Annotated in this window: 24 protein-coding genes; 11 read left to right on the top strand and 13 right to left on the bottom strand. The window is 67.3% G+C overall.

Going from position 1 to position 22582, the window contains the following annotated elements; translation table 11 throughout:
• The 3 genes from CT3_RS20300 to tsaB are packed head-to-tail and all read right to left on the bottom strand — an operon-like array spanning window position 1 to window position 2040.
• Window positions 1–876, bottom strand: coding sequence for a uracil-DNA glycosylase family protein (locus CT3_RS20300; protein WP_066537968.1), 876 nt, complete (start codon window positions 874–876; stop codon window positions 1–3).
• Window positions 860–1339, bottom strand: a complete 480-nt coding sequence (gene rimI / locus CT3_RS20295; protein ID WP_066538382.1) for a ribosomal protein S18-alanine N-acetyltransferase — start codon at window positions 1337–1339, stop codon at window positions 860–862. The genes CT3_RS20300 and rimI overlap by 17 nt, the downstream gene beginning before the upstream one ends.
• Complete coding sequence (gene tsaB / locus CT3_RS20290) at window positions 1336–2040, bottom strand: tRNA (adenosine(37)-N6)-threonylcarbamoyltransferase complex dimerization subunit type 1 TsaB (protein ID WP_066537965.1); 705 nt, start codon at window positions 2038–2040, stop codon at window positions 1336–1338. Before tsaB ends, rimI begins: the two co-directional genes overlap by 4 nt.
• Window positions 2041–2209: 169 nt before the next feature.
• On the opposite strand from tsaB, the gene dacB reads away from it, so the two are divergent.
• Entirely contained in the window at window positions 2210–3727 is a 1518-nt protein-coding gene (gene dacB / locus CT3_RS20285; protein WP_227657839.1) for a D-alanyl-D-alanine carboxypeptidase/D-alanyl-D-alanine endopeptidase, read from the top strand.
• A 64-nt stretch (window positions 3728–3791) separates the two neighbouring features.
• Here the strand turns inward: dacB and CT3_RS20280 are convergent, their stop codons facing one another.
• Genes CT3_RS20280 through purE form a run of 3 tightly spaced genes read right to left on the bottom strand, consistent with a single transcriptional unit; the run spans window position 3792 to window position 6463 of the window.
• The gene (locus CT3_RS20280; RefSeq protein WP_066537962.1) at window positions 3792–4790 is read right to left on the bottom strand and encodes an L-threonylcarbamoyladenylate synthase; all 999 of its coding nucleotides are present in this window, start codon (window positions 4788–4790) and stop codon (window positions 3792–3794) included.
• 9 nt (window positions 4791–4799) lie between these two features.
• Window positions 4800–5972 (bottom strand): 5-(carboxyamino)imidazole ribonucleotide synthase, encoded by a 1173-nt coding sequence (locus CT3_RS20275; protein WP_066537959.1) that lies wholly within the window; start codon window positions 5970–5972, stop codon window positions 4800–4802.
• Window positions 5969–6463, bottom strand: coding sequence for a 5-(carboxyamino)imidazole ribonucleotide mutase (gene purE / locus CT3_RS20270; protein WP_066537955.1), 495 nt, complete (start codon window positions 6461–6463; stop codon window positions 5969–5971). Before purE ends, CT3_RS20275 begins: the two co-directional genes overlap by 4 nt.
• Before the next feature lie 530 nt (window positions 6464–6993).
• Between purE and trxA the strand changes: the two genes are divergently transcribed.
• Entirely contained in the window at window positions 6994–7950 is a 957-nt protein-coding gene (trxA, locus tag CT3_RS20265; RefSeq protein ID WP_066537950.1) for a thioredoxin, read from the top strand.
• A gap of 75 nt (window positions 7951–8025) precedes the next feature.
• On the opposite strand, the gene CT3_RS20260 is transcribed toward trxA, so the two are convergent.
• The 5 genes from CT3_RS20260 to CT3_RS20240 form a co-directional block, all read right to left on the bottom strand.
• Window positions 8026–9051, bottom strand: a complete 1026-nt coding sequence (locus tag CT3_RS20260; RefSeq protein WP_066537942.1) for a tripartite tricarboxylate transporter substrate binding protein — start codon at window positions 9049–9051, stop codon at window positions 8026–8028.
• Window positions 9052–9065: 14 nt separating this feature from the next.
• Window positions 9066–9551, bottom strand: coding sequence for a hypothetical protein (locus CT3_RS20255; protein WP_066537939.1), 486 nt, complete (start codon window positions 9549–9551; stop codon window positions 9066–9068).
• Window positions 9552–9794: 243 nt separating this feature from the next.
• Window positions 9795–10157, bottom strand: a complete 363-nt coding sequence (locus CT3_RS20250; protein ID WP_066537937.1) for a ribbon-helix-helix domain-containing protein — start codon at window positions 10155–10157, stop codon at window positions 9795–9797.
• A gap of 163 nt (window positions 10158–10320) precedes the next feature.
• The gene (locus CT3_RS20245) at window positions 10321–10902 is read right to left on the bottom strand and encodes a DJ-1/PfpI family protein (protein WP_066537935.1); all 582 of its coding nucleotides are present in this window, start codon (window positions 10900–10902) and stop codon (window positions 10321–10323) included.
• Window positions 10903–11175: 273 nt separating this feature from the next.
• On the bottom strand, window positions 11176–12099 hold the full coding sequence (locus CT3_RS20240; protein WP_066537934.1) for a phosphoribosylaminoimidazolesuccinocarboxamide synthase: 924 nt from the start codon (window positions 12097–12099) through the stop codon (window positions 11176–11178).
• Between the two features lie 401 nt (window positions 12100–12500).
• Between CT3_RS20240 and hpf the strand changes: the two genes are divergently transcribed.
• The 3 genes from hpf (at window position 12501) to hprK (ending at window position 14385) form a co-directional block, all read left to right on the top strand.
• Complete coding sequence (gene hpf, locus CT3_RS20235) at window positions 12501–12848, top strand: ribosome hibernation-promoting factor, HPF/YfiA family (RefSeq protein WP_066537933.1); 348 nt, start codon at window positions 12501–12503, stop codon at window positions 12846–12848.
• A gap of 102 nt (window positions 12849–12950) precedes the next feature.
• Window positions 12951–13427, top strand: a complete 477-nt coding sequence (locus CT3_RS20230) for a PTS sugar transporter subunit IIA (RefSeq protein ID WP_066537931.1) — start codon at window positions 12951–12953, stop codon at window positions 13425–13427.
• Window positions 13428–13431: 4 nt separating this feature from the next.
• On the top strand, window positions 13432–14385 hold the full coding sequence (gene hprK, locus CT3_RS20225; protein WP_066537922.1) for an HPr(Ser) kinase/phosphatase: 954 nt from the start codon (window positions 13432–13434) through the stop codon (window positions 14383–14385).
• Between the two features lie 98 nt (window positions 14386–14483).
• On the opposite strand, the gene fur is transcribed toward hprK, so the two are convergent.
• A complete protein-coding gene (gene fur, locus CT3_RS20220) occupies window positions 14484–14912 on the bottom strand; it encodes a ferric iron uptake transcriptional regulator (RefSeq protein WP_066537912.1) in 429 nt (142 codons plus the stop codon).
• A gap of 150 nt (window positions 14913–15062) precedes the next feature.
• Between fur and CT3_RS20215 the strand changes: the two genes are divergently transcribed.
• The 4 genes from CT3_RS20215 (at window position 15063) to CT3_RS20200 (ending at window position 17846) form a co-directional block, all read left to right on the top strand.
• Complete coding sequence (locus CT3_RS20215) at window positions 15063–15620, top strand: outer membrane protein assembly factor BamE (protein WP_066537903.1); 558 nt, start codon at window positions 15063–15065, stop codon at window positions 15618–15620.
• Window positions 15621–15766: 146 nt separating this feature from the next.
• Entirely contained in the window at window positions 15767–16591 is an 825-nt protein-coding gene (dapB, locus tag CT3_RS20210) for a 4-hydroxy-tetrahydrodipicolinate reductase (protein ID WP_066537900.1), read from the top strand.
• Between the two features lie 38 nt (window positions 16592–16629).
• The gene (locus CT3_RS20205) at window positions 16630–17283 is read left to right on the top strand and encodes a MotA/TolQ/ExbB proton channel family protein (protein WP_066537897.1); all 654 of its coding nucleotides are present in this window, start codon (window positions 16630–16632) and stop codon (window positions 17281–17283) included.
• A 128-nt stretch (window positions 17284–17411) separates the two neighbouring features.
• Window positions 17412–17846, top strand: coding sequence for an ExbD/TolR family protein (locus CT3_RS20200; protein ID WP_066537894.1), 435 nt, complete (start codon window positions 17412–17414; stop codon window positions 17844–17846).
• 39 nt (window positions 17847–17885) lie between these two features.
• Here the strand turns inward: CT3_RS20200 and CT3_RS20195 are convergent, their stop codons facing one another.
• Window positions 17886–19139, bottom strand: a complete 1254-nt coding sequence (locus tag CT3_RS20195) for a mechanosensitive ion channel family protein (protein ID WP_066537891.1) — start codon at window positions 19137–19139, stop codon at window positions 17886–17888.
• A 191-nt stretch (window positions 19140–19330) separates the two neighbouring features.
• On the opposite strand from CT3_RS20195, the gene leuS reads away from it, so the two are divergent.
• Both leuS and CT3_RS20185 read left to right on the top strand, forming a co-directional pair.
• A complete protein-coding gene (gene leuS, locus CT3_RS20190; protein ID WP_066537888.1) occupies window positions 19331–22039 on the top strand; it encodes a leucine--tRNA ligase in 2709 nt (902 codons plus the stop codon).
• 27 nt (window positions 22040–22066) lie between these two features.
• Window positions 22067–22579 carry an LPS-assembly lipoprotein LptE gene (locus tag CT3_RS20185; protein ID WP_066537881.1) on the top strand — a complete coding sequence of 171 codons (513 nt, stop codon included), beginning with the start codon at window positions 22067–22069 and terminating at the stop codon, window positions 22577–22579.
• Window positions 22580–22582: the final 3 nt, after the last annotated feature.

Below are 22582 nucleotides of genomic sequence, written 5' to 3'. Positions count from 1 at the left end.
TCAGTGCGCGGGCGGTTGCAGCGCGTGGGCGCGGCACAGGTCGGCCCAGGCGCCGGGTTTGGCGTGCGGGGCGCGCAGCAGGTAGGCGGGGTCGTAGCTGACCACGCCGGGGATGCCGTGCAGCTGGTGCAGTTCGGCACGCAGCGGGCCCAGGGCTTCGCTGCGCTGCAGCACGGCGCGGGCCGCATGCAGGCCCAGCACCAGCACGCGCGCCGGGCGGTGGGTGGCCAGGGCGGTCTGCAGCGCCGGGGCCAGCGGCTCCAGCCCGGGGTGGCCGGCGGCGCTGCCCGGCGCCTGGCGCGTCAGGGGCGCAATGCGCACCTGGGGGTGCTGCTGCAGGCGCAGTGCGCGCAGCATGTTGTTCAGCAGTGCGCCGGCATCGCCGGCCCAGGGGTCGGCCGGATCGGCACATTCGACCAGCACCAGCCAGCCGGCGTCGGGCGCATCGGGGGCGGCCGATTCGGCATAGGCATGCACCAGCGGGGCCATGAACCAGGGTGCACTGGCCGCAGCCGGGGCGCGGTAGACCGGCGTGGCATGGGCGGGCGCTGCGTCGGTTGATGCAGCCTGCGTTGCAGAGGAGGCTGCATCCGCTGCGGGCTGGGCCGGTGCGGCGTGCTCGGGCTGTGGGTCGGGCGCAGCGGCCGTTGCAGTTGCCGGTGCCGTGGCCGTTGCGCTGGCAGCGGTGGGCGGCTGCGGAGCCGCCACCGCCGTAGGGGCCGCTGGCGTCGCTACGGCAGCCGGGAGGGCAGAGGCTTCGGCTGGGGCTGCTGCTGCGACCGCAGGCACGGCGGCCGGCGGCGCACTGGGGCCCCAGAAGGTGATGCCCATGTCTTGCAACATGGCGCGCTGGCGGGCGTCAAGGTTCAGGGCCATAGAGGGGCATGCTCATGATGATGGCGGTCTCGCGCTCGCCGTGGTGCACGGGATAGTAACGCTTGCGCTCGCCCACCTGGCGGTAGCCATGGCGTTCGTAGATGGCGCGGGCGCGGGTGTTGCTGGCGCGCACCTCCAGCCAGAGCCATTTGGCGCTTTGCAGGCGGGACCAGTGGTCCAGTGTCTCCAGCAGCAGCCGGGCGCAGCCCTGGCCCTGGGCGTCGGGGGCGACGGCGATGTTCAGCAGATGCACCTCGTCGAGCACCTGCATGGCCACGTAATAGCCCAGCAGCCGATCGCCCTGTACCAGCATCTGGGCCTGGTAGCCCGAGGCCAGTGCGTCGCGGAAGTTGCCTGGCGTCCAGGGGTGGGTGTAGGCCGCTGCCTCCACGGCCACGACGCGGTCCAGCCATTCAGGCTGGAGCGGGATCAGCAGCGGTGCGGGAGACAGCGTGGAGCTCATGCAGCAGGCGCGGAGGGCTGGGCGGCGGCCAGCTTTTCGGCTTCGCGTTCGGCCGTGGTTTTGGCCACTTTATCGCGGATGTAGCGCGGCAGCGCATCGATGGCATCCACCAGCCCGCCGTCGGCGATGCACTGGGGGGCCAGGCGCAGCAGGGCGGCGGCCGTGGGCAGGGCGTGCAGGTGGGGGGCGCCGGGTGCCAGCTGTTCGGGGTAGGCGGCGTGGGCATTGCCCACCACGGGCAGGCCCGCAGGCACGGACAGCGCCTCGGGCGCGCACAGGCCCAGTTCCCGGGTTTCGCTCCAGCGGCCGTCGGCGTAGTGGTAGCCGGCGTGGTAGACCTCGTGCATGCGCGCGTCCAGCACGGCCAGCAGGTCGGTGCAGCCGTGCTGCAGGCGTGCCTCTTCGGCCATGGCCAGCAGGGTGTCGATAGGCAGCAGCCGCAGCCCGGCCCCCAGGGCCAGGCCCTGGGCGATGGCGCAGGAGGTGCGCAGGCCGGTGAACGAGCCAGGACCGCGGCCGAAGGCAATGGCGTCCAGCTCGTCATAGCGCAGGCCCAGGGCCTGCATGCCTTGCTGGACGGCGGGAATCAGCGTGGACGACGACTGTGCGCCACCCGCACCCTGGTGCTGCCAGATGCGCTCGCCATGCTGGATGGCGATGGACAGCTGGTCCGTGCTGGTATCAAAGGCAAGCAGTTTCATGGCGGGGCGACTTTCGAGGGGGCGGTCTGCCACACAACAAACAAGGGCAGTGCCGCCAGGGCAACCATGGATTATCGGGCGCGCGCGCTTTCCCAGGGGCAGGCATGGCCTTGGCACCTGCCGTCCCCGGTGCTGTCCGGGTCGGTGCGCAGGCACTAGACTGCGGGCCATGCGAATTTCTGACCCTGGGCGCGGTGTCCGCGCCATGTGCCGGCTGACCGCCGCCGGTGCGCTGGCCGTCCTGCCGGTGCTGGCCGTGGCGCAGGCGGCGGCGCCTTCCTCCCCGGTGGTTGCACCGCCGGCGACTTCTGCCCGTGCCATGGCCCTGCCAGCCGTGGTCGACGCGGCACTGCAGCGCGCCAAGATCCCGCGCGAGGCGGTGTCCTTCTATGTGGCCGAGGCCGAAGGCCGCAGCAGCCCGCGCCTGGTCTGGCGCGAGCGCGAAGCCATGAACCCGGCGTCGGTGATGAAGCTGGTCACCACCTATGCGGCACTGGACCTGCTGGGGCCGGCCTATGTCTGGCGCACCCCGGTGTACCTGGACGGCAGTATCGGCAACGGCAGCCTGCAAGGCCATCTCTACCTGCAGGGCCGGGGCGACCCCAAGCTGGTGATGGAGCGGCTGTGGCTGCTGCTGCGCCGCCTGCAGGGCATGGGGGTGAAGTCGATTGCGGGGGACATCGTTCTGGACCGCAGCGCCTTTGCCCTGCCGGCCCACGATGCGGCCGCCTTCGATGGCGAACCTTTCCGGCCCTACAACGTGGCGCCCGATGCATTGCTGCTGAACTACAAATCCGCCGTGATGACGCTGGTGCCCGATGCCCGGGCCGGTGTGGCCCGCGTGCAGTGGGAGCCTCCGCTGGCGGGCGTGCAGCAGCAGGCCACCGTGCCGCTGGCGCCGGTGGGCACCGACTGCGGGGATTGGCGCAGCGCGCTGCAAGGCGACTGGGCCGATCCGGCGCGCATGGGCTTTGCGGGCCAGTACCCGGCCAGCTGCGGCGACAAGGTGTGGTCCATTGCCCCGGCCGATCCGCAGCAGTTCGCGGCCCGGGCGGTGGAAGGCATGTGGCGCGAGCTGGGCGGCAAGCTCGGCGGCGTGGTGCGCGAAGGCCGTGTGCCCGCCGGTCTCAGCCCGGCCTTTGTGGCCGAATCGCCTGCGCTGGGCGAGGTGGTGCGCGACATCAACAAATACAGCAACAACGTGATGACTCAGCAGGTGTTCCTGACGCTGGGGCTGGAGCAGGCCGGCGTGGGCAGCATGCAGACCGCCAACGAGGCCGTGGCCCGCTGGTGGAGCAGCCGCTGGGGTGTGGCCGAGCGGCCGGTGGTGGACAACGGTGCCGGCCTGAGCCGGGAGTCGCGCATCAGCGCCCACGCGCTGGGCCGCATGCTGCAGAGTGCCTGGCTGTCGCCGGTGATGCCGGAGTTCGTGGCCTCGCTGCCCATTGCCGGCGTGGACGGGACGCTGCGCCGCAGCAAGGCCCAGGCCTCCGCCCACCTGAAGACCGGTTCGCTGCGCGACAGCAATGCGCTGGCCGGCTATGTGGATGGGGTCAGCGGCAAGCGCTATGTGCTGGTGGCCTTCGTCAACCACGCCAATGCCGGTGCCGCCCGCCCGGCGCTGGACGCGCTGGTGGACTGGGTGGCACGGGACAGTGGCGCCGTCACGGCGGCCGCGCCGCGCTGACACCCGAGGCAGGCAGGACGGCTGACACCGGCACCGGGCCGCCCAGGACCCGGGATGCGGTGGATCAGCCGGCTGCGGCCGCGCGCTGCAGCCGGTCGCGTACGCCTTCCCAGTCGGCGCTGTCGGGTGGGGTTTCGATCCAGATGAACTGGGCCCCCAGTGCGTCAAAGTCACGCAGCGTGCCGAACAGCTCCTGGGCAGCGGCCAGCGCCTGGCGGGGCATGGCGTGCAGCGTGACGCCGGGCGCCGTCGAACGCAGCGCGCTGCGGTGGTAGACGCAGAGCTGGCCTGCCTCCGGCCCCAGGCCATCCAGGGCCTGCTGCAGCTTAGCCGCATCCATCAGCCGCACCTTGGCATTGGGCGCGTAATGGGCCAGCAGCGTGCCTGAGGCGCGCGGGGTGTCCGCCGTCAGTTCCTCTTTCGAGAGAGGGCGCTGCCCGCAGGCGCGCTCGATATCGTCGCGTGTGATGGCGCCGGGGCGCAGCAGCACGGGCACGCCGCGCGTGCAGTCCACGATGGTCGACTCGATGCCGACTTCGCAGGCGCCGCCATCGAGCACCAGCAGCGCATCCCCGAATTCGGTGGCGACATGGTCGGCCGTGGTGGGGCTGACGCGGCCGAACTTGTTGGCGCTGGGGGCGGAAACGCCCCAGACCGGCGGGTTCAGCTGCTGGCAGGCCGCCAGCACGGCGTGGGCCACCGGGTGCGACGGGCAGCGCAGGCCCACGCTGTCCTGTCCGCCGGTCGAGGCCTTGGCGGCGCCCGGCAGGCGCTGCAGGATCAGGGTGAGCGGGCCGGGCCAGAACGCGTCGATCAGTTGCTGTGCAAAGACCGGCACTTCCTTGGCATAGCGGGTGATGGCCGCGCTGTCTGCCACATGCACGATCAGCGGATGGTTGGCCGGACGGCCCTTGGCGGTGAAGATCTGGGCCACGGCGGCGTCGTTGTCGCTGTCGGCGGCCAGACCATAGACCGTCTCGGTGGGCAGGCCCAGCAGTTCACCGCGTTGCAGTGCCGCAGCCGCAGCCTGGACCGAGGCGTCCAGCGTTCCATCCAGAATCACGTGTGTTCCTTAAAAAGGCGCAATGCCGAGGATGGCGGCTGCCTGCAGCGCGGTGTCACGCGCCTGGTCGGGCGTGGCCGCGGTGATGTTCAGGTGGCCCATCTTGCGGGCGCGCTTGGCATCGACCTTGCCGTACAGGTGCAGATGGGTGCCGGGCAGTGCCAGCACCTGGTCCCAGGCGGGGGACTTGGCGGTTTCGCCCTGCGTGAACCACAGATCGCCCAGCAGGTTCAGCATCACGGTGGCGCTGTGCTGGCGCGGCTGCACCAGGGGCAGGTTGGTCATGCAGCGCACCTGCAGCTCGAACTGCGACACATCCATGGCATTCTGGCTGTAGTGGCCGCTGTTGTGCGGGCGCGGGGCGATCTCGTTGACCACGAGCTGGCCGTTGTCCAGCACAAAGAATTCCACGCAGAGCACGCCCACGTAATCGAGACCGATGGCCACCGACTTGGCCGCGGCGATCGCCTGCTCTGCCTGTGCGGCGGGCAGGTTGCCGGCATACACCTCGGTCACGGCCAGAATGCCGTCGCGGTGCAGATTGCGCTGCACCGGCAGGTTGACGATGTCGCCATTGCGGCCGCGCGCGACGATGACCGAGCATTCGTGCGCCAGCGGCAGCATTTTTTCCAGCACGCAGGCCACCTGGCCCAGCTCGTCCCAGCCGGCCGCCAGTTCGGCCCGGGTCTTGACCCGGATCTGGCCCTTGCCGTCGTAGCCCATGCGGGCCGTCTTCAGGATGCCGGGCAGCAGCGCGTCGTTGACGGCAGCCAGCTGGGCGGCCGTTTCGATCACGGCATAGGGGGCGCAGGGCACGCCGCACTTCACGAAGTGGGCTTTTTCGGCCGCGCGGTCCTGGGCAATCGCGACCGAGGCGCCGGCCGGCGAGACGGGCAGGCTTTCGGCCAGCCGGTTCAGGGCCGCTGCGGGCACGTTCTCGAATTCGGTGGTCACGGCCGCGCACAGCGTGGCCAGCTCGGCCAGGCCCTGTGCGTCCTCGTAACCGGTGCGCACATGGTGGTGGCTGACCCGGCCGGCAGGGCTGGTGGCATCCGGGTCCAGCACGGCGGTGAAATAGCCCATGGCCTGGGCCGCGTGGGCAAACATGCGGCCCAACTGGCCGCCGCCCAGCACGCCCAGCGTGGCGCCGGGCAGGATCACGTGCGTGTCGCTGGCGCTCATGCGTTCACCGGCAGGGTCATGTTGCGGGCCGCTTCGGTCTGCTCGGCGCGGAAGGCGTCAAGCTGCTTGCGCAGTGCCGCATCCTCGTTGGCCAGCAGCGCCACGGCGAACAGGGCCGCGTTGGCAGCGCCAGCGTTGCCGATGGCAAAGGTAGCCACGGGCACGCCCTTGGGCATCTGGACGATGGAGTGCAGCGAATCCACGCCTTGCAGGTGGCGGCTGGCCACGGGCACGCCCAGCACGGGCACCGTGGTCTTGGCGGCAATCATGCCGGGCAGGTGGGCTGCGCCGCCGGCACCGGCGATGATGGCCTTGAGGCCGCGGTCGGCAGCGGCTTCGGCGAAGCGGAACATGTCGTCCGGCATGCGGTGGGCCGAGACGACCTGCGCTTCAAACGCGATACCGAATTGCTGGAGGATGGCAACTGCGTGTTGCATGGTGTCCCAGTCGCTGCTGGAACCCATGACCACGCCAACTTGGATGGGGTTCATGTTCTTCGGGGCACTGCCGCCCGGCCTAGTGGAACCCCTGATTTTACGGTTTCGCCATAGCTGTGGCCCTGCACGGGGCATAGCCGGGCGTAGGGACGGTCCCCGCCGGCCGCGTGTGCACCGCCCGGGTCACCGCGTCCGGCACGGGGTGTGGTCACTGGCGCGGAGCACGGTGCTCTGAAAAGCGGAGCTATCGGCGCCCGGTGTGACAAGTGGGGACGGGTGGCGGTGCACACGGCGCCCCTTGAAGAAGGCCGCAACCGCTCCCATGTGTACAGCTGTCATGCAGCAGTGCACGCTCGGGCGGCAGGCCTTCGCAGGCCTTCGCAGGCCTTCGCAGGCCTTCGCAGGCCTTCGCAGGCCTTCGCAGGCGTGTGCCGCGTTTGCGGAGAGAATCGCTGCATGGTGTGCTGCGCGCTGCGCAGGCGGTGCGCACCGCAGCCGGAGACCCCGTGGCCTGCCCCGCAGGCCGCACCCGTAGAGACACACCGTACGCACGCCGTACCCCGCATTCGGACATTGGGAACCACATGATTGACGTCACCATTGAAAATTTTGAAACCGAGGTGGTTGCCGCCTCCATGCAGACGCCGGTGCTGGTGGATTTCTGGGCCACCTGGTGCGGCCCATGCAAGACGCTGGTGCCCACGCTGGAGAAGCTGGAGGTGGAATACGCCGGCCGCTTCACCCTGGCCAAGGTGGATGTGGATGCCAACCAGCAGATCGCCGGCATGTTCGGCATCCGCAGCGTGCCGACCTGCATCCTGATGATCGGCGGTCGCCCGGTGGACGGTTTCATGGGGGCCCAGACCGAAGGCCAGGTGCGCGACTTCCTGGACAAGCACCTGCCCAGCGAGGGCGAGCTGCAGGCCGAAGCCGAGGTGGACGAGGCCCAGCAGATGCTGGAAGCCGGGGACACGCAGGCCGCGCTGGGCAAGCTGGCCGATGCCCTTGCCGCCGACCCCACCAATGACGATGCCCGTTTTGACTATGTGCGCCTGCTGATCGCCACTGGTGGCTATGAAGAGGCCGCCAGTCTGATGATGGAGCCGCTCAAGCGCATTCCCCAGGTCCTGCGCTTCGAAGCGCTGAACCAGTGGCTGCAGTGCATGGTTTTTGTGCAGCAGGATGAGCGCGGCAACTGGCCCGTGGAGCAGTTCGATGCCGCCATTGCCCAGAACAAGCGCGACTTTGACACCCGCTTTGCCAAGGCCCGCATCCTGGCTGCCGAAGGCCAGTGGACGGCGTCCATGGACGAGCTGCTGGAAATCATCATGCGCGACAAGGACTGGAACGGCCAGGCTGCGCGCAAGCTGTACGTGGGCATTCTGGAGCTGCTGACTCCGCCCAAGCCCAAGAAGCAGGACGCCGTGCCCGGCAAGACCGCCGGTGGCATCGAGCTGGTGGGCAAGGGCGGCGCGGAGCAGGACGAGGCCACGGCCCTGGTCAACAGCTACCGCCGCCGTCTGAGCATGGCGCTGAACTGACGCCTGTGGGCCCTGGCCCTGTCAAAAGGCCACCTTCGGGTGGCCTTTTTGCTGGGGTGGCGGCTCACGCAGCGGTCACGGGGCGCTGGCGGTCTTGACCGCTGCACCCAGCAGGGCGGACCAGCGCTGCTGCTCGCGCTGGACCAGCTGGGCAAAGTCCTGCGGGCGCTCGGGTACCTGGGCTTGCAAGGTGGCGTAGCGCTGCAGCACGGCGGGCTGGGCCTGCACTTCGGCAATCGCCGCCTGCAGCTGGGTGACCAGCGCCGCCGGCGTGCCGGCCGGGGCCATGAAGCCGCTCCACGGCACCACGGTGGCGTCCCCCAGGCCCAGCTCGGCCAGCGTGGGCACCTGGGCCAGCGCCGGCAGGCGGGTGGGGGCACTCACGGCCAGGGCACGCAGCTTGCCGCTCTGGATATGGGGCAGTGCCAGGGTGGCGGTCAGCGGGGCGATGTGGATCTGGCCATTGGCCAGGTCGGTGATGAAAGGGGGCTGGCCCTGGTAGTTGACCTGGGTGATCTGGATGCCGGCGCTGGCGGCCAGACGCTCCAGCCCCAGGTGGTTGGAGCTGCCCTGGCCCGGGTTGGCCACATTGAAGGCGCCGGGTTGCTGGCGGGCCTGGGTGATGAAGTCCTGCAGCGTGCGCCAGGGCGCGCTGGCGGGCACGACCCAGACATTGGGCGTGCTGCCGATGCTGGCCACAGGCACAAAGTCGCTGGTGCGGTAGCGGGTGGTCTTGTCCGTCAGCGGGTTGATGACGGTGAAGGTGGAGCCGATCAGCAGGGTGTAGCCATCGGCGGCTGCCTGGTGCACCGCCTGGGCGCCCAGGTTGCCGTTGGCACCGGGGCGGTTTTCCACGATCACGGGCTGGCCCCAGCGCTGGGCCAGGGCGTCGGTGACGGCGCGGGCCGTGACATCGATCACGCCGCCGGCCGGATAGGGCACTACCACCTTGACGGGGCGGACCGGGTAGGCCGCAGCGGCCTTGGCCTGGGCGGCGTGGGCCGCCAGCGGCAGGCCCAGGCCGGCCGTGGTGAAGGCAGTGCTGGCGGCCAGGGCGCTGTGCAGCCAGCTGCGACGGGACACGGCAGTGGAAGTGGGCATGGCGTGCTCCCTTTTCAGAAGGCAGCGCCGGGTGTCAGCACGCCGGCATAGCTGGAGCGCGACTGCACGCCCCAGTGGCCATCCTGCAAGGTGACCACGTACAGGGCCTGGAACGATTGCCGGGCACGGTCCTGGGCGTCATAGCGGGTGAATTGCAGCGCAAAGTGCACCTTGGTGGCATCGGCCTGCACGGGACGGATGAAGTCCCAGCGGCTGTAGGCCCAGCCGGTGTTGGCCAGCGGTGTCAGGTCGTTGGCGGCGGCGTAGTCGGCGGCGTTGTGCCAGACGATGACCTGGTCGCCCGCCAGGCGCACATGGGGGTAGTTCATCACCTGGGCCCAGGCCAGGGCATCGCGGGCGTTGAAGGTGCGCATGAAGTCCTGCAGCACCTGCAGACCGGCCTGCACGGCGGCCTGGGCCGCGGGAGCGTCAATGCCTTGGCCGGCCAGCAGCAGGGGCAGGGTGTCGGGGGTGAACAGCGGGGCTTCGCGGGCAGTCATGGGGCGTCTTTCGGCTTGGAATGTCAATGGACGCCACTGTAGAAATCATTTGATATTTCTGAAAATAATGTTTTCTATTTTGTTAATGAGTAAAACATCTGTTTTAGCCTGGGCCATGCGGTGCCCACCGTGCCGGATGGCGGGGGCGGGCGCAGAAGGGCTGGCAGTGTCCGTACGCGTCGCCAACGCCAGACCGCGTGTGCACCAACGCCCCCATGCCGCGCCGTAGCGGAAGGGAGGCTTTCAGTGGCGCAACGCGGTGCGGCCCGGATGGCGTTCCAGGCCGCTGGGGCCCACGGTCAGCGAGCGGATGGGGATGTGCACATCCTGCGGAATCTCGCCGGACAGCTGCAGCGCCAGGTAGCGGGTGCAGCACACGCGCAGAAACGAGGTGAAGTTGTCCACCGTCCCGCGCTCGGCCACCAGTTCGTCGTACAGCCTGGTGCACAGCTGGGGAACGGTGAAGCCGTCGCGCGTGGCAATGTCGTCCAGTACCTGCCAGAACAGGTTCTCCAGCCGGATGCTGGTGGCCACACCATGCAACCGGATGGAGCGGGCGCGGTGGGCATAGAGCTGCGGGTCGGCGCTGACAAAGACTTGGCACATGGAAAGATTCCCGGAAATGCAGGTGGCCGGGCCATCCTAGGGGGCGACAGGGCAGGCGTCCATCCGGGGTTGCGGGGAGGAGGGCTGGGGGCCGGAGCGACACGGCGGCGCCCCGGCGCCGGCCGCGCTGGTGCGGTGAGGGGCAACCGGCCCGGAAATCGCCTCAGTGGCTGATGCGGGTGCCCAGCAGCGCCAGGAACTGCGCCATCCACGCGGGATGGGCTGGCCAGGCGGGGGCGCTGACCAGATTGCCTTCGGTATGGGCCTGGTCCACCGCGATGTCGGCGTAGCGGCCACCGGCCAGTTCCACCTCGGCCCTGCAGGCCGGGTAGGCCGAACAGGTGCGGCCCTTGAGCACGCCCGCGCCGGCCAGCAGCTGGGCGCCATGGCAGACGGCGGCCACGGGCTTGCCGGCGTCAAAGAAGTGGCGCACGGCGGCCAGCACGTCAGCGTGGTTGCGCAGGTATTCGGGACCGCGGCCCCCGGGGATGACCAGGGCGTCGTACTGCTCGGCTTTCACCTCGGCAAAGCTGGCGTTCAGGGTGAAGTTGTGACCGGGCTTTTCGCTGTAGGTCTGGGCCCCTTCGAAGTCGTGGATGGCGGTCTTGATGTGGTCGCCGGCCTTTTTGTCGGGGCAGACGGCATGCACGGTGTGGCCCACCGCCTGCAGCGTCTGGAAGGGGACCATGGTTTCGTAGTCCTCGCAGTAGTCGCCGCAAATCATCAGAATTTTCTTGCCTGCCATGTCTGTCTCCTGTGTGTGGTGGTGCGCCCCTGCTGTGGGGGCGGCGACCATGGTAGGCAGACGGGCAGGGTGGCGGGTATTAACCGCTTACTACGTGGCAGGGTGGGCGGTGCCTGGAGGCGGGGCTTTCCAGGCCGCTGCCGCAAGCAAAACGCCTGGCGCATCCGGGGCAGGCGTTCAGAGAGGGCGATCTCTGACACCGCACGCAGACGCACTCCAGGCGTTCTGTGAGGAGGGACTGCGCGCACCGGGGGTGCGCCGCAGGCACAGCGATCAGGCCGTCAGGCGTTCCAGCGCTTCATGGTATTTGGCGGCGGTCTTGGCGATCACATCCTGGGGCAGGCGGGGCGCGGGAGCGGTCTTGTCCCAGGCCTTGCCGTTGACCTGGGCCTGTTCCAGCCAGTCGCGCACGAACTGCTTGTCGTAGCTGGGGGGGTTGGCGCCGGCCGCCAGGGCGTCGGCATAGCCTTCCACGGGCCAGTAGCGCGAGCTGTCGGGGGTCAGCACCTCGTCCATCAGCACCAGGGTGCCGTCTTCGGTCAGGCCGAATTCGAACTTGGTGTCGGCAATGATCATGCCCTTGGTCAGGGCGATCTCGGCCGCTTCCTTGTAGATGCGGATGGCGGTATCGCGGATTTGCGCTGCCAGTGGCTCGCCCACCATCTCGACGGTGCGCTCGTAGGTGATGTTTTCGTCGTGGTCACCCATTTCGGCCTTGGCGGCGGGGGTGTAGATGGGTTCGGGCAGCTTGGCCGAGTTGACCAGACCAGCGGGCAGCTTCACGCCGCAGACCGCTTGCGACTCTTGATACTCTTTCCAGCCGCTGCCGGCCAGGTAGCCACGCACCACGGCTTCGATCAGCACGGGCTTGAGGCGCTTGACCAGCATGGAGCGGCCCTCGACCTGCTTGACTTCATCGGCGGTGACCACGGATTCGGGACGGTCGCCGGTCAGGTGGTTGGGGCAGATATGGCCCAGCTTGTCGAACCAGTACAGCGCCATCTGCGTCAGCAGCACGCCCTTGCCGGGGATGGGTTCGCCCATGATCACGTCGAAAGCCGACAGACGGTCGGAAGCCACCATCAGGATGCGGTCATCGCCCACGGCATAGTTGTCACGGACCTTGCCGCGTGCCAGCAGGGGCAGCGAGCGGATATTGGAGGTGTGCAGGGCGGAAGGGCTGGACTGGGTGGTCATGGGGGTCACTGGGAATAGGGGCGGGCTCGGGACGCTGCTCTGGGAGCAAGGCGGTGCCAGGGCGGAATTCTACGTGCCGACGCCGGGCTGTGCCGGGTGGAAGACCACATCCACACCGGGCGTGTCGGATGCCTTCCTGGGCAGGGTCGGTGGACAGCAGCGCGTGCTGCCGTCTGTCGGGATTTTCATCAAAACGACTTATTGTGCGCCCATTCCGGCGGTCGGTCAGCACCACCCCCATTCCCCAGCGGGATGTGGCGGTATGCCGTTGATTTCCCGGTGCAGATCGCGCACAGTGGGCTCCAAGCGAGACGAATGCGCATTCACCGCCGAACGCCTCCGGCAGGTTCTTCAGCCTGTCGGAAGGCAATCTGGACTTTGAGACCACAGGAGGCTGGTTTATGAACCTGACCATCAGCGGGCACCATCTGGATGTCACCCCCGCACTGCGCAATTACGTCATGGAAAAACTGCAGCGCGTGCTGCGCCACTTTGACCAAGTGATCGACGTGAAGGTCTTGCTTTCGGTACACAACCAGAGCGAAAAGGACAAGCGCCAGCGCGCCGTATGCAATGTGCGCGTCAAAGGCAATGATCTGTATGCCGGCAGTTCCCACTTCGATCTGTATGCGGCCGTGGATGAGCTGATCGACAAGCTGGACCGCAAGGTCGTCAAACACAAGACCCGCCTGCAGGAGCGGCGAGGGGAAGCGGCGAAACGTGACCTCAGTGCGCTTGCAACAGCCTGACACCGACCTTTTCACCACAGAGGAGCCGCCCCGCGCGGCTCTTTTTGCGCGACTGGGGGGCATGTGCCGTGATCGGGCCACCCGGTGCATAATTCTTCCTACATGAACCGTCTAGCCTCCATCCTGCCGTCCGCACAAGTCCTTGTGAGCGTGGACGCCACCAGCAAGAAGCGCGCTTTCGAAGAAGCAGGGCTTTTGTTTGAAAGCCTGCACGGTCTGTCCCGCGCGCTCATCACCGACAGCCTGTTCGCCCGCGAGCGCCTGGGCTCGACCGGTCTGGGTCATGGCGTGGCCATTCCCCATGGCCGCATCAAGGGTCTGAAGTCGCCGATGGCGGCCGTGTTCCAGATGGCGCGCGCCATCGGTTTCGATGCGCCCGACGAGCAACCTGTCAGCCTGCTGATCTTCCTGCTGGTGCCGGAAGCGGCCACGCAGCAGCATCTGGAAATCCTGTCCGAGATCGCCGAGCTGCTCAGCGATTCGGCCCTGCGCCAGCGCCTGGTGGCCTGCACCGACGCCGCAGAGCTGTACGGCCTGATTGCCGACTGGAAGTCGGCCGCCTCTTCCCCCGCCGCCTGAGCCTGTGAAGCCCACCGCCGTCAACGCCGACCGCCTGTTCGAGGCTTTCCGCGAAAGCCTGCGCTGGGAATGGCTGGCAGGCCTGGGAGCTTCCGAGCGCCGTTTCGATGAAATGGCCGTGCGCTCGGCCCGCTCCGGCGCCGATCTGGTCGGCTACCTGAATTACATCCATCCCTACCGGGTGCAGGTGATCGGTGAGCGCGAAGTCGCCTACCTGACCAATGCCACGCCCGAGGACTGTGCCCGCCGGGTGTCGCGCATCGTCACGCTGGAGCCGCCGGTGCTGGTGCTGGCCGATGGCCAGCAGGCCCCGCAGGCGCTGATCTCGATGTGCGAGCGCGCGCAGATCCCCATGTTCGCCACGCACGAGGCTGCGGCCTTTGTGATCGACGTGCTGCGCGCTTACCTGTCCAAGCACTTTGCCGACCGCACCACCATGCACGGCGTGTTCATGGACATTCTGGGCATGGGCGTGCTGATCACCGGCGAATCCGGCCTGGGCAAGAGCGAGCTGGGACTGGAACTGGTCACCCGTGGCAACGGGCTGGTGGCCGACGATGCGGTGGACCTGTTTCGCATCAACCAGACCACGATCGAAGGCAAGTGCCCCGATCTGCTGCAGAACCTGCTGGAAGTGCGCGGCATCGGCCTGCTGGACATCCGTGCCATCTTTGGCGAGACGGCGGTGCGGCGCAAGATGCGCCTCAAGCTGATCGTGCACCTGGTGCGCAAGGAAACCATGGAGCGCGACTACGAGCGCCTGCCCCAGGAGCCGCTGACACAGGATGTGCTGGGCGTGCCGGTGCTCAAGGTGATCATCCAGGTGGTGGCCGGTCGCAATATCGCCGTGCTGGTGGAAGCCGCCGTGCGCAACACCATCCTGCAGTTGCGGGGCATTGACACCTACCAGGAGTTCGTGGACCGCCACCGCCGTGCCATGGAGCGCGGCATCGAGTAAGCCGGGCCAGATCCGCAGGGTGTCTCAGCTCTGGGACACAAAAAAAGGCGCTCCGTGGAGCGCCTTTTTGCATCAGCAGGTAAAGATCGCGTCAGACCTCAGCGCTGTGCACCTTTCTTGGAGCAGTCGGCGCACTGGCCGTACAGCGACATGGAGTGGTCCTGGATGGACCAGCCCATCTGGTTGGCGATCAGCTGCTGGCGCTTTTCGATCTCGGGGTCATAGAACTCTTCGACCTTGCCGCAGCTGGTGCAGACAAAGTGGTCGTGGTGCTGGCCCTCGTTCAGCTCGTAGACGGCCTTGCCGCTTTCGAAGTTGCTGCGCAGCAGGATGCCGGCCTGTTCGAACTGGGTCAGCACGCGGTAGACCGTGGCCAGACCGATGTCCGAACGTTCGTCCAGCAGCACGCGGAACACGTCTTCGGCCGTCATGTGGCGCTGCTTGCCGGTTTGGAAGATCTCCAGAATCTTCAGGCGGGGCAGGGTGGCTTTCAGGCCCGTGCTTTTGAGCTCGTCGATGTTTTTCATGTCTGGGTCTCTGGTTGGCCTGGCGACCGTGGACGGACGGTGCGCCAGCGGCGGCAGGAATGGCCCTTGCAGCGGGGTGGCGGTGCACCTGGGGCTCCTCCCGGAACCTGCCGCTACAATGGTTCGGATCATATCCCGTAGCCATTACCCATGCATGCCAAAGCCCGCCGTTGTGTTTCTGTGCTCATGACCCTGTCGCTGGGCGGACTGCTTGCCGCTTGCGGCAGCTTCGACAGTGCCTCGCGCAGTGTTGCCAGCGTCATCACCCCCTACAAGGTGGACGTGGTGCAGGGCAACTTCGTTTCCAAGGAGCAGGTCGCTGCCCTGCAGCCCGGCATGAGCCGCCAGCAGGTGCGGGAAATCCTGGGTACGCCGCTGGTGACCAGCGTGTTCCACGCCGACCGCTGGGAATACGTGTTCACGCTCAAGCGCGCCAAGGTCGATCCCCAGACGCGCAAGCTGACCGTGTTCTTCAACGGTGACCAGTTTGACCGCGCCGAAGGCGATGAGATGCCCTCCGAAGACGAATTCGTGGCCTCGCTGGGCAAGAAGATGGGCAACATCAAGGTGCCCCAGCTCGAAGCCACCGAGGCCCAGCTGGCCCGCTACCCGGTCAAGAAGACGGCCGACACCGCGGTGGCCGATGCTGCGCCGGCAACGCCCGCCAGCACCACGGCCTACCCGCGCCTGGATGCGCCGGCCCGCTGATGCCCACGGGGCGGCCACCGGCTCACGCCGGCACTGCCGTGCCATGAATTGAAAAGGGTCGCCGCGCAGCCATGCGCACCAGCGGCCCTTTTGCCATAGGAACCCCCGGCCGTACGCGGCCCCGCCCTGAATCCCGCTGTTTCACCATGACCGCTTCTTCCCCTTCTTCGCTGCGCGTGGCCATTGCCGGCGCATCCGGCCGCATGGGCCATATGCTGATCGAGGCCGTGCTGGCCAGCGGTGACTGCCAGCTGGCCGCCGCACTCGACCAGCCCGGCAGCCCCGGCCTGGGCCAGGACGCCGCCGCCTTCCTTGGCAAGGCCACCGGCGTGCTGATCGAGAGCGATGTGCGCACCGCTCTGGCCAAGGCCGATGTGCTGATCGACTTCACCCGCCCCGAAGGCACGCTGGCCCACCTGGCCGTGGCGGCCGAGCTGGGGGTGAAGCTGGTGATCGGCACCACCGGCTTCAGCGATGCGCAGAAGGCCGAAATCGCCGTCCATGCCCAGAAGACGGCGGTCATCCTGTCGCCGAACATGAGCGTGGGCGTCAATGTCACGTTCAAGCTGCTGGAAATGGCGGCCAAGGCGCTGCAGGAAGGTGGCTATGACATCGAAATCATCGAAGCCCACCACAAGCACAAAGTGGATGCACCCTCCGGTACGGCGCTGAAAATGGGCGAGGTGATTGCCGAAGCCCAGGGTACCCAGCTGGCCGACCGCGCCGTGTACGAGCGCTTTGGCCACACCGGCGAGCGCAAGCCCGACACCATCGGCTTTGCCACCGTGCGCGGTGGCGACATCGTGGGTGACCATACCGTGCTGTTTGCCGGCACGGGCGAGCGCGTGGAAATCTCGCACAAGTCCAGTAGCCGCGCCGGCTATGCCCAGGGCAGCCTGCGTGCAGCACGTTTTCTGGCCGGCAAGACCAGCGGCCAGTTCGACATGTTCGACGTGCTCAGCCTGCGCTGAGCACCCAGGCCCCACCTTCACTCTTCCAGGAGCTGCTTATGGACGCACGTTGGCAATGGCTGGCGCAAGGTGACGCGGTCACCCGGGGCACGGCGGTGCTGCTGCTGGCCATGTCCGTGGCCAGCTGGGTGGTGATTCTGGTGCAGCTGGTGGGGCTGGTGCGCCGCCGTCGCCAGGCACCGCAGGCCATGGATGCGTTCTGGCAGGCTGCCGATCTGCCCTTTGCCCGGGGGCTGCTGGAAAAGCAGGGACCCTGGCTGCTGCCCCTGGTGCAGGCGGTGCAGACGGCACGGACCGAAGCATCGGCAGAGGCTACCCTGGCGGGCCAGTCCGCGCAGGGGGACCGGCTGATGCGCCATCTGCGTGTCGCGTTGCAGCAGGTGGGCGCGCGTCTGCAATGGGGCCAGACCATGCTGGCTTCCATCAGCGCGCTGGCGCCCTTTGTGGGCCTGTTGGGCACGGTCTGGGGCATTCACCATGCGCTGGCGGCGCTGACCGGCGTGCAGCAGGTGTCGCTGGACCAGCTGGCCGGGCCGGTGGGCGAGGCCCTGGTGATGACCGCTGCCGGTCTGGCGGTGGCCATCCCTGCCGCGCTGGCCTACAACCTGTTTGGCCGCAGCATCGCCCTGCTGGACGAAGCACTGGACGGCTTTGCACACGATTTGCATGCGCATTTTGCGGACAGGCGATGAGCGCCTTTGTGAACGGCCTGCGGCACCTTTCCCCGGCCTGCGCAGCGTGGTGTGACGTGGGCAGGAGAACGACAGCCCGAACGGCGGGTGCATGCGGGCAGCGCCGCCGGGCGCGCTGAAGGGCGGCCATGGCATTCGGACGCTTTGCTTCCCGGACCCAGGCACAGCCGGTGGCCGGCATCAATGTCACGCCGCTGGTGGATGTGATGCTGGTGCTGGTGGTGATCTTCATTCTGGCTGCCCCCATTCTGGCGGCCACATTGCGGGTGCAGCTGCCCCAGGCCGAGGGGGTGAAGGCCGCACCGCCAGCGCAGACCCCGTCGCTGGCGCTGGAGCTGGACGCCCAGGGCGCGCTGCACATCGGCGCGGAGGCGGTGGATGAGGCGACCGTACGCCAGCGGCTGGCCGCCCTCGCCGCCCAGGACCCGCAGGCCGAGCTGCAGCTGAAAGCCGACACTGCCGTGCCTTATGGCCGCGTGGTGCAGGTCATGGGCTGGGCCCACGCGGCAGGGCTGGGCCGCATCGGCTTTGTGGCGCAACCGGTACCGGCTGCGGCGCCGTAGACCGCCCGGAACGCAGCGTGCGCGGTGCTCTGGCTCCGCTCAGTGCGCGTTGAGCGCACTGGCCAGCTGGCGGCTGCCGAAGTCCGAAGAGCGCTGGTACAGCTGCAGGCCGAACTGCGGCAGCATGCCGATCAGGTGGTCGAAGATGGCGCCCTGGATGGTTTCGTACTCCAGCCACACGGTGGTGGCGGTGTAGCAGTACAGCTGCAGCGGCAGGCCGGTAGGGGTCGGCTCCAGCGTGCGGGCCAGCAGGAACATGCCCGGGCCTTTGGCAATGCCGGGATGGGCCACCAAGTAGGCATAGGCATAGGCTTTGAAGGCAGCCAGATTGGTCACCTGGTCGGGGGGCACCGGGGCCAGCGGCAGGCTGGTCTCCATGCCGCTGGGAATGGGCAACAGGCCGCGTTCGGCATGCCAGTAGTCCTGCAGCAGCGGGATGTGCTTCAGCTGGCTGCGCTCCGACGGGGTCAGCAGGTGCACGGTGCTGGCGTCAAGGGGCAGGGCGCGCATGATGCGGCGCGCCCCCGAATTGGCCATGCCGCGCCAGTTCTTGAAGCTGTCGCTCATCAGTTTCCAGGTGGGGATGGTGGTGATGGTCTTGTCGAAGTTCTGCACCTTGACGGTGTTCAGTGCAATGTCCACCACGAAGCCGTCGGCCCCCACCTGGGGCATTTCGATCCAGTCGCCCACGCGCAGCATGTCGTTGGTGCCGATCTGCACGCCCGCCACAAAGGACATGATGGTGTCCTTGAACACCAGCATCAACACGGCCGACATGGCGCCAAGGCCGGACAGCAGCAGCAGCGGCGAGCGGTTCAGGATGGCGGCCGCGATCAGCAGCGCGCCGAGGATGTAGGCCACCAGCTTGCCCAGCTGCACATAGCTTTTGATGGAATGGGTGTGCGTGGCCTTGGGGCCGTCATGCCGGTCGTGGGCGGCATTGATCTCGTTGAGCAGCTCCGCCACGGCACGCACCAGGTGGTAGACCGTGAAGGCGGTGGCGAAGTTGCCGATGGTCTGGCTGAGCGGGGCGGGCAACTGCGCCACGGCGTCGATGCCGATCTGGATCACCACCGACGGGACGATCTTGGCCAGCCGGACCAGCACATGGTCGTGCAGCAGGATCTGGGTCCAGCTGGTGGCGGGCAGGGTCTTGCGCCACAGGCGCACAAAATGCAGCAGCACGCCCTGGATCACCAGGCGCAGGGCGAAGGCCAGCACGGCCAGCAGGCACAGGCCCACGGCGGCCTGGTAGCGCGGTGCGAGCTCGGTGTAGAAGGAAAAATCGGTCAAGGTCACGAAAAGCCAGAATCGGCCCGGGGCCGGTGACGGCGGGGCCTGCAGGGTCAAAAACGGGGGGAGGGGCGCGGTGCCGGGCAGTGCCGGCGGCAGGGCCTGTCGCCCAGTGCAGCGAGGGGGATGCGCCCACAGCCTAAAATCCGGGCGAAGGCAGTATTGTGACTGCAGCACCAACCCCCAGTTCCATGCAAGACAAATACAACCACATCGAGGTGGAGCGCGCCGCGCACGCCCATTGGACCGCACAGGACGCCTACCGCGTCACCGAAGACGACAGCAAGCCCAAGTACTACGCCTGCTCCATGCTGCCTTACCCCAGCGGCAAGCTGCACATGGGCCACGTGCGCAACTACACCATCAACGACATGCTCTCGCGCCAGCTGCGCATGAAGGGCTACAACGTCTTGATGCCCATGGGCTGGGATGCATTCGGTCTGCCTGCCGAGAACGCTGCGCTGAAGAACAAGGTGCCGCCTGCCAAGTGGACGTACGAGAACATCGCGTACATGAAAAAGCAGATGCAGGCCATGGGGCTGGCCATCGACTGGAGCCGCGAGATCGCCACCTGCGACCCCGACTACTACAAGTGGAACCAGTGGTTGTTCCTGAAGATGCTGGAAAAGGGCGTGGCCTACCGCAAGACCCAGACCGTGAACTGGGACCCGGTGGACCAGACCGTGCTGGCCAATGAGCAGGTGATCGACGGCCGCGGCTGGCGCACCGGCGCGCTGGTGGAAAAGCGCGAGATCCCGGGCTACTACCTGGCCATCACCAACTACGCGCAAGAGCTGCTGGACCATGTGCAGATGGGCAACGACAAGGCCACCCTGACCGGATGGCCCGACAAGGTGCGCCTGATGCAGGAAAACTGGATCGGCAAGTCGGCCGGTGTGCGCTTTGCGTTCACCCACACCATCCAGGGCGCGGACGGCCAGCTGATCCAGGACGGCAAGATGTTCGTCTTCACCACCCGTGCCGACACCGTCATGGGCGTGACCTTCTGCGCGGTGGCGCCCGAACACCCGCTGGCCCAGCATGCCGCGGCGTCCCAGCCCGAACTGGCTGCCTTCATTGAAGAATGCAAGAAGGGCGGCACGACCGAGGCGGAACTGGCCGTCAAGGAAAAGGAAGGCAAGCCCACCGGCCTGTTCGTCACCCACCCCATCACTGGCGCGCAAGTCGAGGTGTGGATCGGCAACTATGTGCTGATGAGCTATGGCGATGGTGCCGTGATGGGCGTGCCTGCCCATGACGAGCGGGATTTCGCCTTTGCCAACAAGTACAACCTGCCCATCCAGCAGGTGGTGACCGTGGCGGGCCAGGATGCGTACGACAGCAAGACCTGGCACGACTGGTACGGCGACAAGGAACGCGGCGTACTCATCCATTCCGGCGCGTTCGATGGTCTGAACCACCAGGACGGCGTGCAGGCCGTGGCCAAGGTGCTGGCCGACAAGGGCCTGGGCGAGCTCAAGACCACCTGGCGTCTGCGCGACTGGGGCATCAGCCGCCAGCGTTACTGGGGCACCCCCATCCCCATCATTCACTGCGAAGACTGCGGTGCCCAGCCGGTGCCGGAAAAAGACCTGCCTGTGGTGCTGCCGCAGGATCTGGTGCCCGATGGCTCCGGCAACCCGCTGGTCAAGAGCGAAGCCTTCCACGCCGGTGTGGTCTGCCCCTGCTGCGGCAAGCCTGCCCGCCGCGAAACCGACACCATGGACACCTTTGTGGACAGTTCGTGGTACTTCATGCGCTATTGCGACGCGAAGAACAGCGAGCAGATGGTGGCCGGCGGCGCCGACTACTGGATGCCCATGGACCAGTACATCGGTGGCGTGGAGCACGCCATCCTGCACTTGCTGTACGCACGCTTCTGGACCAAGGTCATGCGCGATCTGGGCCTGCTCAAGATCGACGAGCCCTTCACCAAGCTGCTCACGCAAGGCATGGTGCTCAACCACATCTACAGCCGCCGCACCGCCAAGGGCGCCAAGGAATACTTCTGGCCCAAGGATGTCGAGCATGTGCTGGACGAAGGCGGCAAGGTCATCGGCGCCAAGCTCAAGAACGCGGTGGACAGTGCCGACGGCATGCTGCCTGTGGGTACGGCCATCGACTACGAGGGCGTGGGCACCATGTCCAAGTCCAAGAACAACGGTATCGATCCGCAGGAGCTGATCGAGAAGTACGGCGCCGACACGGCACGCCTGTACACCATGTTCACGGCCCCGCCCGAACTGACGCTGGAGTGGAACGATGCCGGTGTGGAAGGCAGCTACCGCTTCCTGCGCCGCGTCTACAACTTCGGCCACAAGCTGCTCGAGCTGGACTACGCGGCCGCGCAGGAGGCCACCAGCGGCCTGACGGATCTGTCGCAGGTGCAGTTCGGCAAGGATGCCAAGGCCCTGCGCCTGGAGATTCACACCGTGCTCAAGCAGGTGGAATACGACTACAGCCGCATGCAGTACAACACCGTGGTGTCGGGCGCGATGAAGATGATCAACGCGCTGGAAAGCTTCAAGGCCACGGACACGGCCGACGGCCAGATCGCCGTGATTGAAAGCTTTGGCATCCTGCTGCGCGTGCTCTACCCCGCCACTCCGCACCTGACCCATGTGATGTGGAGCGAGCTGGGCTACGCCAACAAGCAGGGCGATCTGCTGGATGCCGCCTGGCCCCAGGTGGATGCATCGGCCCTGGTGCAGGATGAGCTGGAGCTGATGCTGCAGGTCAACGGCAAGCTGCGCGGCTCCATCCTGGTGCCGGCGGCAGCCGACAAGGCGCAGATCGAAGCGGTGGCCCTGGCCAACGAGGAGGCACAGAAATTCATCCTGGGTGCGACACCCAAGAAGGTGATCGTGGTGCCGGGCCGTCTGGTCAACGTCGTCGTCTGACGCGATACAAAGCGAGAAGGAGCCCCCATGCGCAAGCGCACGCTGCTTTCCCTGATGGCACTGGCACCGCTGGTGTCGGCCTGCGGCTTCCGCCTGCGCGGGGTGCCGGAATTCCAATTCACCTCCATCTATCTGCAGGCGGACGGCCGTTCCGCATTTGCACGCGAGCTGGAACGCAACCTGGCCACGGCCGGAGACAAGCTCAAGGTGCTGCGGGCACCGCGGCGCCCGGACGAGGCCCAGGTGGTCTGGAAGCTGCTGGGCGAGCGCAATGACCGCATCATCATCAGCAAGAACGCGGCCGGCCAGGTGCGCGAGCTGACGCTGCGCTACCGCATGACGTTCAGCCTGACCGGCGCAGATGGTGTGGAGTGGATTCCACCCACCGAGCTGGAGCTGGAGCGCGACCTGAGCTACGACGAAAACCTGGCGCTGGCCAAGGAGCAAGAAGCCGCCGTGCTGTACAAAACCATGCAGTCTGACCTGGTGCAGCAGGTGATGCGGCGTCTGTCCTCGGCCCAGCCGACGGCCGCATCCTGATCG

The sequence above is a fragment of the Comamonas terrigena NBRC 13299 genome, assembly GCF_006740045.1.
In the GTDB taxonomy this organism is placed as follows: domain Bacteria; phylum Pseudomonadota; class Gammaproteobacteria; order Burkholderiales; family Burkholderiaceae_C; genus Comamonas; species Comamonas terrigena.
The sequence above is the reverse complement of the archived record's forward strand: the minus strand, read 5'-3'. Positions and strand labels throughout refer to the sequence as shown.